The organism is Streptomyces sp. NPDC032822 (assembly GCF_055578825.1).
In genome coordinates, this window is the sequence record NZ_JBVIOL010000012.1 from 196,741 (window position 1) to 213,916 (window position 17,176).

Genomic DNA, 17,176 nt, shown 5'->3' on the forward strand with positions numbered 1-17,176 from the left:
ACTCCGGTCGGTCGCACGCTCCGTGCGGTGCACCAGACACCGATGGCGCGATCAACGCCCATGCCCTGGAATCAGATGGCCAGGACCGCGCGCACTCTCTTGCCGCCCCCGCTGACCGGGGTGACATCGAATCGCTGCGCCAGGCACAGCACCATGGCCAGGCCCCGCCCGCTTTCGGCCTCGGCGGTCAACGGCCGCACACAGGGCTGGTTCGGGTTGTCGTCGTAGACCTCGACGGTCACCCGCTCGTCGGACACCTGCAGGCGCAGACGGCAGGCACTGCGGCCGTGCTGGGTGGCGTTGGTGACCAGCTCGGACACGATGAGGCTCGCGTCGTCGATGTGCCCGGCATCCACCTGCGCCATCCGGTGGCGGGACCGGGTGAGGAACACGGTGGTCAGCCTCCGCGCCCTCCCCGGCGCTGCAGCCTCGTCGGGCAGCAGGTACTCCACTCGTACGGAACGCCTATGGGTACGCCGATGCGTACGCATGGCGGATCACTTCCCCTCCTAGGACAACCGGCACCCCGCGCGCTGGTCGCTCACCGGGGCCGGAGTATGTGGTGCGCGGCTGGTGTCGTTCCGTCGTGATGCCCCGTCCCGGTGATCGCCAACCGCGAAGGCCACCGACCGACTTGACAGCGCCCGCCCACTGTCGCACTGAGCTGTCTTGACCTCAGCTGGGCGCGGGCGGGGTGAGGGCAGCGGTGTAGTCGGCGGGGCCGGAGGTGACGATGACGACCTCGCGTATCTCGCTCACGCCGTCGCCTCCGGCTTCGTGGGAGCGATCTCGGCGATCAGGCCCTCGACCATCGTCTTGATCGCGTCACGGATCGGGCGCACTGCCTGGACGCCCTGGCCGGCCGGGTCCTCCAGCTTCCAGTCCAGGTAGCGCTTGCCTGGGAAGACGGGGCAGGTGTCGCCACAGCCCATGGTGACGCAGACGTCCGACTCCCGGACCGCGTCGATGGTGAGGACCTTCGGCGTCTCCTTGGAGATGTCGATGCCGACTTCGGCCATGGCCTCGACGGCGGCCGGGTTGATCTGATGGCCGGGGTTGGATCCGGCGGAGCGAACCTCGACGCGGTCTCCGGCCAGGTGGGTCAGCCACGCGGAGGCCATCTGGGAGCGGCCGGCGTTGTGGACGCAGACGAACAGGACGGACGGTTTGTCGGCCATGGTGATCGTTCTCCCTCGTCGCATGGCGGAACCCAGCCGCCAATGACTCAGCCCCCGCTGGTATCAGCGAGCGACGGTGTGAAAATATCAGCGCATGCTGACTTCAGTCGATCCTGATGTGATCCGGGTACTGGGCGATCCACTCCGCCTGAAGATCGTGACCCTGCTGGCGCGCGAGACACTCTGCACGACGCACCTCGTCGAGGAAACCGGAGCCAAGCAGACCAACCTGTCCAACCACATGAAGGTGCTGCGCGAGGCCGGGCTGGTGGAGACCGAGCCGTGCGGCCGCTTCATTTACTACAAGCTCAAGCCCGAGGTCCTGGCCGGGCTGTCCGAGCAGTTCGCCGCGCTCGCCGCCTCCGCCCGTACCGCTTCCGTGAACAAGAGGGCCTGCCCGTGACCTCCTCCGAGCCCACCACCGCCTCCGCCGAAGGCACCGGCCCGGCCGGGGACGACTCGATCGTCAAGAAGCTCTCCACCCTCGACCGCTACCTCGCCGTGTGGATCCTGCTGGCCATGGCCGTCGGCCTGTGTTTGGGACGCCTCATTCCCGGCATGAACGACGCGCTCGCGAAGATCGAGATCGGCGGGATCTCCCTGCCGATCACCCTCGGCCTGCTGGTCATGATGTACCCGGTCCTGGCGAAGGTCCGCTACGACCGGCTCGACCAGGTGACCAGCGACAAGAAGTTGCTGATCTCCTCGCTGGTCATCAACTGGATGGTCGGCCCGGCCCTGATGTTCGCCCTGGCATGGATCTTCCTGCCGGACCTGCCCGAGTACCGTACGGGCCTCATCATCGTCGGCCTGGCCCGCTGCATCGCCATGGTCATCATCTGGAACGACCTCGCGTGCGGAGACCGGGAGGCCGCGGCCGTCCTCGTCGCACTGAACTCGGTGTTCCAGGTCCTGGCGTTCGGCCTGCTGGGCTGGTTCTACCTCGACCTGCTGCCGCGCTGGCTGAACCTGGGCGATGGCCACGGCCTGGAGGTGTCCGTCGGGCACATCGCGCTGAACGTCGTCATCTTCCTCGGCATCCCGCTGCTGGCCGGTTTCCTCACCCGCCGCATCGGCGAGCAGAAGATGGGCCGTACCGACTACGAGGCGAAGTTCCTTCCGAAGATCGGCCCGTGGGCTCTGTACGGGCTGCTGTTCACGATCGTCATCCTCTTCGCCCTTCAGGGTAAAACGATCACTGCTCAGCCGCTGGGCGTCGCCCGGATAGCGCTGCCCCTGCTGGTCTACTTCACGATCATGTTCTTCGGCACCTTCCTGCTCGGCAAGAGCCTGGGTCTTGCCTATGACCGCACCACGACGCTGGCGTTCACGGCTGCGGGCAACAACTTCGAGCTGGCCATCGCGGTCGCCATCGCCACCTTCGGCGTCACCTCCGGCCAGGCCCTCTCCGGCGTCGTCGGCCCACTCATCGAAGTGCCGGTGCTGATCGGGCTGGTGTACGTCGCGCTCGCCTGGCGCAAGAGGTTCGCCCCCGATGCGGTGACGACGGCCCCGTGACGCAGCACGCGGATGTGGTGACCGGAGAGCCGGCGGGCCACCCGGCCGCGTGACCCGCTAATTTCGTTGAGCCCGCACCCTGCAGTCGTGTTGGCTAACGGCACCGAACTGTCAGTACCGCGGGTGTCCGCTTGGCTGTAGCAGGGAGTTAAACGTGCAGGACATTGTTGTCGACCCCGTTGCCCACAATCGGGCAGCCTGGGACAAGTGTGTCCAAGAGGGCAACGAGTGGTCGAGGCCGGTGAGTGCTGAGGATGTCGAGCGCGCCCGCATGGGCGACTGGTCGATTGTCCTCATCGGGCGTGAGCCAGTCGACCGCTCCTGGCTGCCGACAGACCTGACCGGCAAGGACGTGTTGTGCCTGGGCTCCGGCGGTGGCCAGCAGGGTCCGATCCTCGCCGCCGCAGGGGCGCGGGTCACCGTATTCGACAACTCACCCCGCCAGCTCGGCCAGGACCAGATGGTGGCGGCGCGCGACGGACTTGAGCTGCGCACCGTCCTGGGCGACATGCGCGACCTCAGCGCCTTCGGCGACGCAGCATTCGACGTCGTATTCCATCCGGTCTCCAACCTCTTCGTACCAGACTTGGCACCGGTGTGGCTTGAGTGCTTCCGTGTCCTGCGACCGGGCGGAACTCTGCTCGTGGGCTTCCTCAATCCTGATGCGTACTTGTTCGACCACGAGGCGCTCGACGAGCGCGGCGAGCTGATCGTCGTGCACAAACTGCCCTACAGCGATGTCACGCAGTACTCCGCCGAGGAACGCGCCACGAAGTTCGGCGCGGATGCCCCTCTTGAATACAGCCACGCCCTCACCGACCAGATCGGCGGGCAACTCGCCGCGGGGTTCGTCCTCACCGGCTTCGCGGAAGCGCCGCACCAATCCAACGCATCCGCTCAATACATGTCGAACTATTTTGCGACGCTGGCGGTCAAGCCGGGTTGACCCAGCCGTGGGGCCGTCCGAGACGGCCGTGTCTCCGAATGGCCAAGTGGAGCGCTGTGCCGGGCCGACCCCCACTACCGGTAGTTCGTTAAATGCGGCGGTAGAGGTCAATGCCGTGTCCGTTGGTGACCGCGTGGATCAGGGCCTGGAGCTCGGCGGGCGGGTCCTTGTCCGTCCAGGCTAGCCACCATCGGTTCAGGGTGGCGGCGGGGGTGAGCCATGCGCGGACTGAACGTAATGCCCTGGGCCAGCAGGGCAGTTGGGGTGGGTGGGGTTCGCTTGGTCCCCCTCTCTGGCCGGTCGTCGGGGCACGGGTCCGGTGCGATGGGATCCAGGGGTCCGGATGGGGTGAACCACTGGTCCCAGCAGAAGGAGAAGGCGCAGTTGACCAGGGTCTGGTGGCGGCGGATGGCACGGTCGGAGCGGACTTGGAAGTCGGCCCAGCCGAGCTCGTCCTTGACCTGCTTGTAGCTCTGCTCGATCCAGGGCCGCAGGCCGTAGAGGCGGACGATTTCGGCGAGGTCAGCCGAGGGGTGGGGGCCGGTGGTGGCGTGGGGTGCGTCGGGGTGGGGCAGGTTGGTGGCCAGATACCAGGTGGCCTTCGGTGGCAGAGTGGCCGGGTCGGTGGTGGCCACGACCAGACGGCAGCGTGAGCCGGGACCGTAGCCACTCAAGTGGGCATCGGCGGCCCACCAGGTCTCGGTGTGCCCGTCACGGAAGTGACGCTCCACGGGTGTCCACTCGCCGGGACGCCTGGCATCGTGCCAGGCCAGGGCGTGGGCTGCTTCGATGGGAGTGTGCGGCTGGTCGGCTCGGGCCCAGGTGCCGCGGTGCGGCCTGAGCGCGACCACATAGGCCAGGCCGGCCTCGCGCAGAGCGAGGTACCAATTGTCGCTGACGGAGTAGGCGCAGTCGGCAACCACCGCCCGGCAGCCGAAACCCGCCTCCTTCCCACGGGCCGCGAGAGCAGCGGACAGCTGCGGTTTCGTACGAAACGCCGGGTCGGAGCGGCCGCGGGCGAAGTGGTGGGCGGGGGTGTAAGGACTCGCGTGCAGCGGGTCATACACGCGGCCGTCGGTCCATACCGTGGTCACCGTGACGACGCCGTTGTCGGTCTCTCCCAACCGGCCCAGCCACTGCCGGCCCACGTTCGCGGTCGCCGTGCCGTCCTTGCGGTCCCCGGAATCGTCGATCACGATCACCCCACCGTCGTGCGGAGCCGTCGCCGGCTCCTCGCGCAGCAGCTCAAGCCGCCGGTCGTTGACCCGCTCGCCCTCCCACGGCGACTCGGACAGGAAGAACTGCAGCCGCTGCACCCCCGGCATGCCCGCCCCGGTCACCGGCTCCGCCCCCGCCAGGCAGGTGATCGTCTTGTTCCGCTCCCGAGGCGCCAGCAGCCCGGTCAGGTACTCGCGAAACCCTCGCCGCTGGGCCAGGCTGAAGAAGAGGTCGTCGAACCGGGCCGCGTACTCCTCCAATGGTCCCGGCGCGGGCGGACACGGACGGCGAGCGGTCATCTTCAGCCCCCAGCCAGGCAGTTGACTCCTACCACCGGCCTACGACCACCCTGGCCTACCGTCAACCCGCACCACCACCGGATTCAACGAACTACCGGTAACTGGGAGAGCGCGGGGCTCGGTTCGACCACTGCCGGCGGGATGCTCACCTCGGGGACCGGGAGACCCAGACCGGCGGCGATCCGCGTGCAGAGCTCCGGGTCGGTGTTGGCGAACACCTGCAGTGCCCATTCCTTGATGGCCGTCTCCCCGCACTTGCCGAGCTCGAAGGTGTAGGCGGCGACGATGTGTTCGCGCTTGGTGGGAGACATGCTGAGCCAGAACAACCGGGCCTGGCTGAAGTGGCCGTCGAAGGACGTCGGCGCGTCCCACATCTTGCGGGCGGCAGGGACCTCGGCCGGTACCTCGATGTGCGCCCTCCCTTTCCTGTACAACATATGGAAGAGCGCCAAAGTCGGCGAGCGAGTCGAGGTCGACGACCCTTGGGGCTACGACCGCTCACTGGAGTGGGCCACCTCCTGGCCGCCACCCCGCCACAACTTCACCACCCTGCCGCGCATCCACTCCGATCCGCACCAGATCCTCTCTGCCCTTTCCGGCGATCGTCGCCGTGGCCGACTGGACGGAATTCCTGCCGGTCCTGGGGCCCCGCAACGGACAGTTCCCCCGGAAAAATCTCCGGGGGAACTGTCGTCTCACTCGTCCCGCGAGGCCCGGCAGGGCGCCGCGTCACACCCTGTCACCAGGGCGGACAGGGCAGGCCACTCGCTTTCCTCGGCTCCAGGAACTCCTCCCGGAACACGTCCAGGGAAGTCCTGAGAAGAGGGATGTCGATCTCCGGACGGATGTAGCTCAGCCGGGCCGAACCGTCGTCGAAGCGGAACTCCAGCAGGAGCTCTTCCCGCTTGCCGTCGATCATCTCGACGACTTCCATCGACTCGTAGTCGTTGTGGTCGCTCAGGATGATCAGGGCCATGAACTGACGCCCTTGGACGGAGAACGATCTCATGGCCATCCCTCGAACTGGACTCGACCGCCGCGCAGCGGCTGGTTCCTGCTAATCGATCCCCCTCATGACGCCACCGGGGTAGCGGTCGACCTCCCCTGCCCTGGAGAACAGGGACGGTGCGTCGACGGGGCATTCGGCCATGGCCCAGGACGGGTTCCCCGACACGATGAGGCCCGGTCCGTCGGCGGACTCCAGCAAGAACATGTAGTCCAGGTGTTCGGTGATGCCGTACCGCTCGGCCACCGCCTCCACCTCGTCGGCGGCGGAGACCTTCCGGATGGTCAGTCCCCTCATCGACGAGCGGAGGAACATGGCCTCGACATGGCCGGCGGACACCTCGATGCGCGGCCCGGCTTCAAGGCCGAGATACGCGTCGCTGCGCAGGAGCAGGCTCCGATGCGTGACCGAGTAGTCCCACACCTTGAAAAGCCGGTCCGGCTGGCTGAATTCCATGTCCTGCCTCCTGTCGGGTCGTGCTCGGCCGCCGATGTCACGAGAACGGGTTCACCACCCCCTCGATCCGTCTGCCTCCCGAATACCACCGGATCGAGCTCCATGAGCGATTGCCCATTCTGACCTGCCGTTCCACCACGCTCATCTCCCACGCGGTGCCGTTGGTCGGGCCGGGAAGTTCCTGCCCGGGACCGATTCCGAACTTCCGGCCGCGGAGCACGGCCGTGTGGAACGCGTTCGCGATGTGGCGAGGGTCGTTGTTGGCCCCCGGCATCCCGTCGAGCGTGATGGAGAGGGTCACATTGGAGTCCCGCGCGCTGCCCATCACTCCGTTCATCCACGCCGGGACCCCGGCGGAATCCCTGCCGCCGTAGGCCGGCCCGTTGAAGGTGTGGGCCGCGGAGTCGCCGCCCGCGCGGAGTTTCGCCGCGAGCGGGTCGGAGTGTTCCTGGATTCCCAGTACGACGCTGTCGCAGTTGTGAGCGAGGACGGGTGCGGAACCGGCCAGCACGTAGTACGTGTGGACATCGGTGACCGTCAGGTTGTGGACTGTCGCCGTCCGCGCCGTCCACGCCTCAACCGCGCCGATCTGGATCCAGGTGCCCGAGGACGTCTGGAGCCACTGGCCCGGCTTCAGTTCACCGGCGTCGATCCACTCACCCAGGGACGGCACCCAGAAGGGGTGGCCGGCTGTGGCGGTGACCGTCGTGGTGGCCTCGGCCCGGCTGGCGGAGCCGTCGTGGACCGTCAGCGTGATCCGTACCAGGTCCTTGCTGCCCTTGCCGATGATCGTCGCCGTGGCCGTCTGGACGGAGGTCTTCCCCGTCTTCGGGTCGGTGGCCACGACCTTCTCGCCGACCCTGACCTTCTCGATCGGCTTGGCCGATCCGTCGGCCATCAGCACCCGGGTGCCGGGCTTGAAGCTGTTGGACTCGCAGGCCGCTGACTGGACCTCTTCCTTGACGGTCTCTTTGACCTCCTTCGCGACCTTCTTGACCGCCCGTCTCACCTGCGACGGCTTGGGACGGGGCCTCGGCTGGGAACGCGGCTTGGCACGCGGTTTGGGACGAGCCGCCGCCTTGCGGGCCGCCGCCCGCTTGGCCGACGCCTTCCTGGCCGCCGCACGCGCCGCGCGCGCACGGGCCTGAGAGGCCGCCCTACGCGCCGCCGCCCGCTTCGCCGCCGCACGGGCCGCTGCCCGCTTGGCCGCCGCACGCTTCGCCGCCGCGGCCTTACGGGCCGCCTCCCGCTTCGCCTTCGCCGCCGCACGCTTCGCGGCTTCGAGCGCCCGCTTGCGGGCCAGGGCCGCCGCCCTACGGGCAGCCGCCTGGGCCGCCTTGCGGGCCGCGATGATCGCCGCCCGGCGGGCCGCCGCGCGGATCGCCGCCTGGATGGCGATACGGGCCGCGATCCCGATCAGGATGGGGAAGAACGCCCCGGACTGGTCGGAGAAGGTGGCCGGCGCGTTGTTGCTGTAGGCGTACGGGTTCATCGTGGCCGGACTGCCGTAGTCGACCATCGGGTCGACTGTGATGAACCGTCCCGTCACCGGGTCGTAGTCACGGACGCCCAGCCGGGTCAAACCTGTGTCCTGGTCGACAGTTCCGCCGACGAAGCCGCTCTGTCCGGGCCAGGCCGCAGGCTGCTGCCCCCGTGCCTCGCCGAACGGCATCGCCTTGCGGCGGGTGACGCCCATGGCCGGGTCCACCAGGTCCACGACCGTGTGGGAGGTGCCGTGATGGTCAGCCACCATGAGCTGCCGGACGCCTCCGGTTGCCCGGACGGTCGTGGAGCCGTCGGGGTGCGGGTAGAAGCGTTCCGCCTTCGCGCTGGTGTTGGCCGCGTTGACGGTCAGCTCCGCCTCGGCTAGGTAGAGGGTGCGGCTGCCGTCCGCGCCGGTGCGGATCAGTCGTCCGCCGTCCGCGCCGTAGAGGTACGACGTGGTCTTCGTGCCGCCACCCTCGACCGGCAGGGTCACCTTGCGCAGCTGGCCCTCGACGTCGTACTCAAGGGTCTGGTTGCTGCCGCCGTGCTGGCGTCCCGTGGTGTTGCCGGCCTTGTCGTAGGAGAAGGTGTTGAGGCGTTCCCCCTGCGGGCCTTCGGACTTGATCTCCGCGAGCGCGTTCGGGCCGCCGACACCCGCCTTGCCGTACGTGTACGAGCGGGTGACGTCCTTCGTCGTGTCGCCCGTCGGGTCGTGCTCGACGAGGGTCTTACGGTTGCCCGCCGTGTCGTACGCGTACGAGTTCCAGTAGGCGTCCGGACCGCCGACGGTGTCCTTGGACGGAGCCGCCGTGCAGTCGTCCGTCTTCGCCGTCCAGGCCGAGGACATCTGCCGCAGCTGGTCGTAGACGAAGCACTGCGTGTCCGTCCCGCCCGCTCCGGGCGCCGCGCTGCCGGGCACGTCGGTGATCTTGGTGACGTTGCCGGCCTCGTCGTACCCGTACCGCGTCTCGCTGATGCGGCCCGGGGCGACCGAGCGGTCGAAGGTGGCCGTCTGGAGGCGCCGCGTGAACTCGTCGTAGACGTAGCTGCCGTAGACCTTCTTGCCGGCGGGCCCCGCGTCCGTGCGCAGGATCTCGCCGAACGCCGAGTACTCGACGTCCGCGAGGTACGTGGCCGCTCCGCCAATGGCGATCGGCAGATCGTCGGAGTTGTAGCGGAAGACGACCCGCTCGGTCACCAGGCCGCCCACACCCGGCACCTGCACCCAGGCGAGGTGACCGGTCGGAGTGTAGGAGTATTCGTACTCGTACGTACCGGCCAGGCCGGTCTCCTCGGTGGGGATCACCGTCTTCGTCGACTTCACCCGGTAGGCACTGTCGTAGGCGGTGACCTCCTCCCGGTACTCACGGCCGTTCTCGTAGCGGATCTCCGCCGTGGGCAGCCCCTTGCCGAGAGTGTCGTACGTCCACTCCACGCGCTTGGGGCCGGTGTCGCTGTCCTCGCGCACAGAGGTCGGACGGCCGCCCGCGTCGTAAGTGGTGTAGAGGGCCCGCTGGAACGGGTCGACGGTCGCGATCACGTTGTCCGCGTTGTCGTACCGGATCTCGGTACGGCCGCCGTCGGGATCCGTGACCGCCGTCTGGCGGCCCCGCTTGTCGAACTCGAAGGAGGTGACGGCGCCGCCGGGAGCGGTCACCTTCCTCAGGTTGTCGAGGTCGTCGTACTCGTAGTCGGTGTCCCGCCACTTCGTACGCGCGCTGTCGGTGTACTCGCGCAGCCGCTCCGTGCGGCCCTCGGCGTCCTCGAAGACGGCCGTGACGGTGTCGCCCTTGGGCGGGATCGTCGTGGAGACGTCACCGTCGCGTTCGGTCGTCGTGCGGAGCTTCTCCGTGCCACGGTAGTACGTGATCTCCGCGGTGGGCTGGCCCATGCCGTCGAAGAGGACACGGTTCTGGGACGGGACCGCGTTGTCCCCGACCTCGAGGAGGACCGCTTCGGGCTCGGCGTCGTTGAAGTAGCCGTCGTTCTCCTTCCACTGGCGCCCGGCACTGTCGTAGAAGGTGTCGTTGACGATCCGTCCCGCGCCGATCGCCTCGTCCTGCGTCTGCCGCTCGCGCAGCAGGCCGTCGAGGATCTCGTAGGACACGGCGTACTGGCCGTTGTCCTTCAGGGTGCGCGAGGTGACGATCGTCGGGCCGTCGCGGCGGACGGTGTAGTCGTAGGTGGCGGTGGGTGTCTGGGCCGTCGGGTCGCGGTCGATCTCCCAGACCTTGAGGAGACGGCCCAGCGGGTCGTACTCCATCGTGGCCTTCTTGCCGTTGGCGTCCTCCTCGGTCAGCGGCAGACCACGGACGTCGTCGAACACCGTGGTCTCGGTGTGTTCGAGGGGGTCGGTGGAGGTCTGCTGGGTGGGGCGGGCCACCGTCGTGGGCACGTACTTGACGGACGTCTTGTTGTTGTCCGTGTCCCAGGTCACGGTCTCGCGGCCGTGGATGTCGTACTCGGTGCGGTCGATGGTGACGTAGCCGTCACCGGTGGCGTTCATCTCCTGGACCTCGGTGGGCAGCCCCTTGGTGGGGGCCGCGCCGAAGGCCAGCTTGTCGTACAGCGTGCGGGTGTCCTCGACGACCTCGCCGCCGGTGGTGCCACAGGCGCCGAGCGTGGTCCTCTCGCGGGACTCCAGTTCGATCAGGTACGCCGTGGTGTTGCGGGCGTAGTCGACCGTGGAGCAGCGGAGCCGGCCACCCGTCGTCTTCTCCTCCACCTCGTACGGCAGACCGTAGCTGTCGTACTTGGTGGTCTCGGTGGAGGTCCGCCAGGTGTCGCCCTTGACGCGCTCACGGGTGCGGGCGGTCTGCGGACGGGTCATCCACGCCTCAAGGGGTGTGGTTCCGGCTCGGGTCCGGGTCGCCGTCTTCACCGCCCAGGGGGTGGTGACGGTGGCCGAGTCGACGGGTCCGCCGTCGGACGCGTAGCTGATCTGCTCCAGCAACTGCCCCTGGTACTGGGGAAGGTCGTCGTAGCTGGTGTTGTCGCTCGTCACGACGGCCGACGTCAGGGTGCCCGAGGGCTGCTTGTCGCCGTGCAGGCCGCGGAAGTAGCGGTGCTCGGTGAGCTGCTTGACGTCGTCGCCGGCGCCCTGGCGGGTGCGGACGCGTTCGTAGCCGCGGAACTGCGACCAGGTGCGGTGCTTGTTCTCGGTGAACTCGCCGTCGTCGTACGCCCATCCGGCGCCGTCGAGGAACTCGTAGCCGGTCACCTTGGCGGGGCTGTCGGTGACCAGGTCCTCTTCGGTGACCTCGGTGACGAGGTACTTGTGGAACCAGTCCTTCACCTGGTTGAGGGCGCCCTTGGGCGTCCAGTACTGCGGGTAGCAGCGCATGGTGTTGGACTCGGGGGACGCCGGCATCCGTCTCGGTTCCAGGACCCGGCAGTCGCGGTCGGAGTACGTGACGCCGATGCGGCCGCCGGTCTCGGTGTCGATGGCGTGGACGCGGTAGCGGGAGAAGGGCGGCAGGCCCTCGACCCCGTCCACGCGGTTGTCGAGCTGGAGTCCGGCGAAGGTGACCTTCGGCATGGCGGCGGTGGCGCCGGCGCCGTGCCCGCTGCGGGTGACGGACTCCAGCCACAGCGCCGGCGAGGTGCCGTCACCGGTGGCCGGGAAGGACTGGTCCAGCGCCCAGGAGTCGACCGGCTTGAGCGCGGAGCCGGAGAGCACGCTGGTGCTGATCTTCGTCAGGCGCTTGGTCGACCAGAACGTCGGCGCGTACTTGTCGGTGCACTTGGCCCCCGACGCGCACTCCTGGTCCAGCGGGGTGTCGGGCCAGCGTTTGGCGTTGGCGGTGGTCCGCTTGGACTCCGCGCAGTCGAACGCGGCGTCGGCGATGCACCGTTCGGCCAGGGTGAACGCGACCCGGCCGGCCGGCAGGACGCCGAACAGCTTGTCGGAACGCAGGCCGTAGTCGATGCGTGAGAGCTGCGCGTTGCGGTCGTAGGACGCCTGCTGGTCGGCCTTCATGTTCTGGCCGTAGAAGTTGGCCCACTTGGTCCACCACAGGGTCATGGCGTCGCCCAGCGGGTCGACCACGTAGTCCAGGTTCCAGCGGTAGACCTGCTTGCAGTCGGAGTCCATGAACGCGGTGGCGTGGCACGGTTCGGTCGGGTGGTTGCCGAACACCGGTACCGTCAGTGCCGAGTTGGTGAGCGTGCCGTCCGGGGCGCCGGGCAGTCTGTTCAGGCCGAAGTGGTACTGGGTGCCGTCGGTGGTGGTCAGGACCCAGTACTCGCCGTCCTTGGAGCCGTTGGCGGCGCCGCTCTTGCGCTGGAGGCGGGAGCCGTCGTCGTCGGCGGGACGCCAGTCGTCGGTGCCGTCCTTCTTGACGAGTTCGGTGGTGTTGCCGCCGAGCGACATCACGACATGGTCGGAGCCCCAGCACAGGTCGCCGCTGTCGCCGGTGTTGTTCGGCTTCAGCTCCTTGCCGTTGTCGTCCTTGATGGCCGCCTTGTCGTCCGAGCAGGAGCGGTAGCGCCGCTCGATGAAGCCCGGTTCGTAGTCCCAGCCTTCGGCGAGCCAGGAGGACTGCGCGCTGGTGGAGGCGGTGCGGCCGTCCACGGCCTGGGAGGAGTAGGAGAGTTCGACCTCGGGCTGCGGGCCGCCGGGGACCTCGGGAGCCTCGATCGGATAGGTCCAGGCGAAACCGCCGGAGGAGGAGCCGGCCATCCATGAGCCGGAGGGCGACAGTGAGGTGGCCTCGTGGCTCCCGCCGGGGCCGGAGGCCGCGGCCGTCGCGGCGAACACGGTGGGTGCCGCGGCCAGGTCGGCGGTGCCGGTGACGTTCTGCGCGGCCGGGTCGTTGGCGCCCGGCAGTGCGGTGCGGGTACGGCATTTCTCCAGCTCGGGCGTGGTCAGCGCACAGGCCGGCAGGCGGTAGATCCGGAGCCGGGAGCCCCAGTCACCGCCGTAGGTGTCCCTGATCGCCTTGTAGTCCAACTCCAGTTCGACCGAGCCGGAAGCGGCGGTGGCCGGACCGTCGTCGGTCGGCGCGGCGGTGAAGACCACGCCTCGCACGCCGGCCCGGTCGGCCACGGTCTGGTCCTGGACCTGGACCTGGACGGCCGTGCCGGGCTCGGCGGCGGCGCGCTTGGGGGCCGCGCCCCGTGCGCGGACGCCGCGGCCGGTGCCGGTGGTCGATGCCTGGGCCGAGGCCTGACGGACCTTCACCATGTGGTTCAGCAGGCCGTCGCCGGCGAACCCGTCCACGGCGGTGCCGGTGGTCAGTGGCGCCCGTCGGGACGGCTTGTTGTCGCGGTCGGTGACGAGGGTTGTGAAGGTGTCGGCTGTGGTTTTTCCGGCCGACGGCCGGAAGGCTCCGTCGGCATCGTTGCGCACCTTCGGGCGCTCTTTGTCGAAGTCCCTGCCAGGGACGGACTTTTCGCGCCGTATGTCCCCGAGTCGTGATTCACCGTCGGCCGCACTGGCATCGTCGGGTATGAGTCCGACGAAGAGGATGAGTCCCACGATGAGGGACACGGATCTGTGCCAGTGGGCGAAATAGCGCAGCTGTCTTGTTAGTTGGTCCACTGAAGGACCTCCCCCTTTGCTCACTCTGTGTGATTAAGTCGTGAACAGTCAGACAGTAAAGCGTGAAGATCACCCTGGCAAGCAAAGGGGAGGCAATGCGACTATCCCCACTCTGATCATTTTTGAGCAAAGAACTCCCCTTGTGACGTGTACTGTTCGGCGCTGCGGCCCGCGTCGGCGGGTGCGCGGCGGACCCCGTGGAGGGGTCCGCCTGGCAACGATTCCGGGGGGATTCGCCCATGCCAGAAACATCCCGAAGACAGCGTCGGGCCGGACGCTTGAGCAGGGCCGCGCTCGTCGCGGTGCTCGCCGGTACGTCAATGGGGCTGACACCGCTCACGTCTCTGGCGTCCGACACGCCGGCCGGCTCAGGCTCCCCGACGGCCACGAGTGCCGAGGAACGCGCGCGGGAGCGGGCCGCCGAGACGGGTGAGCCCGTCGAGGTGGTGTCCGCCCGTTCGGAGACCAGCGAGACGCACGCCCTGCCCAACGGCAATCTGCGCACCACGCAGCACACCCTGCCCGTGCGCGTGAAACGCGAAGGCACCTGGCTCCCGGTGGACACCACGCTCACCGAGGCGGCCGGCCGGGTGCGGCCCGAGGCGGTGCCCGGTGACGTCAGCTTCTCCGCGGGCGGCGACCCGCGGCTGGTGACCCTTGCCGACCAGGGCGGAACTCTCAGCCTGACCTGGCCCGAGCCGCTGCCGGCCCCGGTCCTCGACGGCTCCACCGCCACCTACCCGGACGTCTTCCCCGGCGTGGACCTGGCGGTGGGCGCCAGCGTCGACGGCTTCCGCCAAGCGCTGATCGTCAAGACGCCCGAGGCCGCACAGCGTCCGGAACTCGCCGAGGTCGGCTTCGGCCTGCACACCGAGAACCTTCAGGTGCGCCAGGACGGTGAGAGCGGCACCCTCCAGGTCGTGAACGCGGCAGGCCAGACGGTGTTCGCGACCTCGACGGCCCGCATGTGGGACTCCTCCACCGCGGCGGAGCAGGCTTCCGTGCCCGCGTCGAAGGCGGCACGCACCGCGGCCGGCGCCGCCACGCAGGGACCGGCGGCCGAACCCGAACCGTCCCCGCTCACTCCCGGCACCAAGAGCAGCGAAGTCGGTGTCGAAGTCACCGACGACCAGATCCTGCTCACTCCGGACCAGAAACTGCTCGACGCCGCGGACACCGAGTTCCCCGTGTACATCGACCCCCGGATGACCGGCACCCGCGAGGCGTGGACCATCGCCTACAAGCCGCATCCGACGGACAGTTACTGGAACGGCACGGGCTGGAGCGGTGGCACCACCAGCGAGGCCAGGGTCGGCTACGAGTCGTCGACCGGCGGCACCGCCCGCTCCTTCTTCCGGGTGGGCTCGAAGTTCCTCGCCGGGGTGAAGGTGGTCGACGCGCAGTTCCAGATCACCGAGACGCACTCGTGGTCCTGCACGCCCAAACCGGTGGAACTGTGGCTGACGGGTGGCATCACCTCGAAGACCACGTGGAAGGCACAGCCGTCCTGGTCCACGCGTCAGGACAGCCGCAACTACGCGCACGGCAACGAGACATACGGCTGTGCGAACGCGCCGGTCGACTTCACCGCCAAGGACGCCGCGGTCAAGGCCGCCGCCGGCAAGTGGCCCAACATCACCTTCGGTCTGCGCGCCCCGCAGAGCGCCGAGGACAACAAGGACGCCTACAGCTGGAAGAAGTTCAAGCCGGACGCCAAGCTCATCGTCGAGTTCAACCGCCGCCCGAACGCCCCCTGGGCGCTGGACACCATCCCCAGCACCAAGGTCGGCGCCACCGAGTGCGGAAACGGTTCGACGTACGTGACGCTGGGCAACACCGACGTGACCCTCACCGCTCAGGTGTGGGACCCCGACGGCGGCAAGGTCAACGTCCAGTTCCACCTGTGGGCCACCGGCAAGCAAGACGTGTCACCGGGCATCATCTTCGACACCCGAGTCCAGGTGACCGTCGTCTCCGGCAACTCCAAGGGTGCCCAGGCGCGGGTCAAGGTGCCCAAGGCCACGCTGCTGAAGCATCTCGGTGCCAGTAACGGGCAGTTCTCCTGGAAGGCACAGGCGGAGGACGTCTCCGACGCGGCGTTCGCCTCCGACTGGACACCGACGCAGGGCGCCGCGGGCTGCCGCTTCGGCTTCGACCCGAACGCCCCGACCGTGATGCCGACCGTCGACTCCGAGGGCGACCTGTTCCCGGAAACCACCGCTGACATGGAACCGGTGGAGGGCGCCCTGGCCCGTACCGAAGGGGTGTTCCAGTTCGGCGCCAACAACGTCGCGGACACCACCCGGTACCTGTACGACCTCGACCGGACCCCGCCGAGCAAGGAAGCCAAGCCCGCCACCAAGGGCGGCCCGGCAACGGCACCGGTCACCCCCCTCACCCCGGGACCGCACACCCTGTACGTGCGCATGGTCGACGCCGGAGGCAACCCCGGCCCGATCTATCCCTACCGGTTCTACGTCAAGAGCCCCGGCATCCCTGACAAGCCGGGTGATGTCAACGGCGACGGCGATCCCGACCTCCTCGCCGTCGACGGCACCGGCAACCTCCGTCTGTACGGCGGCATCGGTGGCGGCAAGGTCGCCACGATGCTCCCCCTGTCCGCCGCGGGCGGCTGGAACGGCGCACTGCTGTCCCACCGCGGCGACTGGACCAGCGACTTCTACGAGGACCTGGTGGCCCGCCGCTCCGACGGCAAGCTGTGGCTCTACCCGAACAACGGGCTGGGCGAGTTCACCGAGGACACCAAGCAGGAGGTGTACTTCTTCCCCGACCAGGAGACCGAGGTGGCGATCGACCCGGCGACGATCAAGCAGATCGTCTCGGTCGGCGACATCACCCAGGAGAGCGAGGAGCACTACCCGGACTTCGTGGCGGTCATCGGCGACCAGCTGTGGTTCCTGCCGGGTTCCTTCTCCGGCGCGGTCGACTCCGGCTACCTGATCGGCAATTCCGGCTGGGGTGTCATGCAGCTCGCCTCGCCGGGCGACGTCGACGGCGACGGCTTCGCCGACCTGGTCGCCCGCAACACCTCCACCGGCGACCTGTGGGTCTACCACGGCAAGAGCGCGGGTGACGCGGACGGCGACGGCGTCCCGGACGGCGGCACCGATCCGGGGTCACTGGGGGCGGGCGCCAACCGTACGGCCTATGCCACCGGCTGGACCACGACCGCACGCCCGTTGTTCACCGCCTCCGGCGACAGCAACGGCGACGGCATCCCGGACCTGTGGTCGACAACGGCGAACACCACCGCGGGGCTGGAGTTCCTCCCGGGCCGCCGCACCGGTCTGGTGGGCCCGCCGACCGTGGTCGGCACGGGCGGATGGCAGGCCATCAAGCAGATCTCCTGATCCGACCGCCCCGTCACTGATGCGGCCGGTTGCCGGCGCGACCGGCAACCGGCCGCATCGCTGTCAAAGCGGAGGAATCAGCAGGTCAGAGGCGTTCCGGCACAGACTCCAGACGCACACGCCCCGCTGCTCGAAGGCGCCGCGGAGGCAGCCGACG

10 protein-coding genes and 1 pseudogene are annotated in these 17,176 nt (G+C 68.7%); 4 read left to right on the plus strand and 7 right to left on the minus strand.

The genetic code is table 11. The features are described 5' to 3' along the window. Window positions 1–71 precede the first annotated feature (71 nt). Together ACZ5VD_RS30805 and ACZ5VD_RS30810 are read right to left on the minus strand one after the other, a co-directional pair. Window positions 72–491: an ATP-binding protein gene (locus ACZ5VD_RS30805; protein WP_468554071.1), complete on the minus strand. Its 420-nt coding sequence runs from the start codon at window positions 489–491 to the stop codon at window positions 72–74. A gap of 264 nt (window positions 492–755) precedes the next feature. After that, window positions 756–1,178 (minus strand): arsenate reductase ArsC, encoded by a 423-nt coding sequence (locus ACZ5VD_RS30810; protein WP_468554072.1) that lies wholly within the window; start codon window positions 1,176–1,178, stop codon window positions 756–758. Between the two features lie 94 nt (window positions 1,179–1,272). Between ACZ5VD_RS30810 and ACZ5VD_RS30815 the strand changes: the two genes are divergently transcribed. The 3 genes from ACZ5VD_RS30815 to ACZ5VD_RS30825 all read left to right on the plus strand — a co-directional run bounded on the left by ACZ5VD_RS30815 (window position 1,273) and on the right by ACZ5VD_RS30825 (window position 3,642). Beyond that, window positions 1,273–1,581, plus strand: a complete 309-nt coding sequence (locus tag ACZ5VD_RS30815; RefSeq protein WP_468554073.1) for an ArsR/SmtB family transcription factor — start codon at window positions 1,273–1,275, stop codon at window positions 1,579–1,581. Then, entirely contained in the window at window positions 1,578–2,696 is a 1,119-nt protein-coding gene (gene arsB, locus ACZ5VD_RS30820) for an ACR3 family arsenite efflux transporter (protein WP_468554074.1), read from the plus strand. The genes ACZ5VD_RS30815 and arsB overlap by 4 nt, the downstream gene beginning before the upstream one ends. 154 nt (window positions 2,697–2,850) lie before the next feature. After that, window positions 2,851–3,642, plus strand: coding sequence for a class I SAM-dependent methyltransferase (locus ACZ5VD_RS30825; protein ID WP_468683981.1), 792 nt, complete (start codon window positions 2,851–2,853; stop codon window positions 3,640–3,642). A 107-nt stretch (window positions 3,643–3,749) separates the two neighbouring features. Here ACZ5VD_RS30825 and ACZ5VD_RS30830 read toward each other — a convergent pair whose 3' ends face one another. The 5 genes and pseudogenes from ACZ5VD_RS30830 to ACZ5VD_RS30850 all read right to left on the minus strand — a co-directional run bounded on the left by ACZ5VD_RS30830 (window position 3,750) and on the right by ACZ5VD_RS30850 (window position 13,456). Then, window positions 3,750–5,159, minus strand: a complete 1,410-nt coding sequence (locus ACZ5VD_RS30830; RefSeq protein ID WP_468683983.1) for an IS701 family transposase — start codon at window positions 5,157–5,159, stop codon at window positions 3,750–3,752. A 98-nt stretch (window positions 5,160–5,257) separates the two neighbouring features. Then, window positions 5,258–5,575: pseudogene (locus tag ACZ5VD_RS30835) on the minus strand (catalase-related domain-containing protein); the annotation flags it as partial. A 323-nt stretch (window positions 5,576–5,898) separates the two neighbouring features. Further along, window positions 5,899–6,168: a hypothetical protein gene (locus ACZ5VD_RS30840; RefSeq protein WP_468554077.1), complete on the minus strand. Its 270-nt coding sequence runs from the start codon at window positions 6,166–6,168 to the stop codon at window positions 5,899–5,901. A 48-nt stretch (window positions 6,169–6,216) separates the two neighbouring features. Continuing rightward, window positions 6,217–6,621 carry a hypothetical protein gene (locus ACZ5VD_RS30845; RefSeq protein WP_468554078.1) on the minus strand — a complete coding sequence of 135 codons (405 nt, stop codon included), beginning with the start codon at window positions 6,619–6,621 and terminating at the stop codon, window positions 6,217–6,219. Window positions 6,622–6,658: 37 nt separating this feature from the next. After that, window positions 6,659–13,456, minus strand: coding sequence for a polymorphic toxin-type HINT domain-containing protein (locus ACZ5VD_RS30850; RefSeq protein ID WP_468683984.1), 6,798 nt, complete (start codon window positions 13,454–13,456; stop codon window positions 6,659–6,661). Window positions 13,457–13,887: 431 nt separating this feature from the next. Here ACZ5VD_RS30850 and ACZ5VD_RS30855 point away from each other — a divergent pair, with 431 nt between their 5' ends. After that, the gene (locus tag ACZ5VD_RS30855) at window positions 13,888–17,019 is read left to right on the plus strand and encodes an FG-GAP repeat domain-containing protein (RefSeq protein WP_468683985.1); all 3,132 of its coding nucleotides are present in this window, start codon (window positions 13,888–13,890) and stop codon (window positions 17,017–17,019) included. Window positions 17,020–17,176 lie beyond the last annotated feature (157 nt).

Coding starts and splice junctions, on each gene's coding strand:
- ACZ5VD_RS30805 (WP_468554071.1), bottom strand. CDS start 491: ATGCGTACGCATCGGCGTACCCATAGGCGTTCCGTACGAGTGGAGTAC.
- ACZ5VD_RS30810 (WP_468554072.1), bottom strand. CDS start 1,178: ATGGCCGACAAACCGTCCGTCCTGTTCGTCTGCGTCCACAACGCCGGC.
- ACZ5VD_RS30815 (WP_468554073.1), top strand. CDS start 1,273: ATGCTGACTTCAGTCGATCCTGATGTGATCCGGGTACTGGGCGATCCA.
- ACZ5VD_RS30830 (WP_468683983.1), bottom strand. CDS start 5,159: ATGACCGCTCGCCGTCCGTGTCCGCCCGCGCCGGGACCATTGGAGGAG.
- ACZ5VD_RS30840 (WP_468554077.1), bottom strand. CDS start 6,168: ATGAGATCGTTCTCCGTCCAAGGGCGTCAGTTCATGGCCCTGATCATC.
- ACZ5VD_RS30845 (WP_468554078.1), bottom strand. CDS start 6,621: ATGGAATTCAGCCAGCCGGACCGGCTTTTCAAGGTGTGGGACTACTCG.
- ACZ5VD_RS30855 (WP_468683985.1), top strand. CDS start 13,888: ATGCCAGAAACATCCCGAAGACAGCGTCGGGCCGGACGCTTGAGCAGG.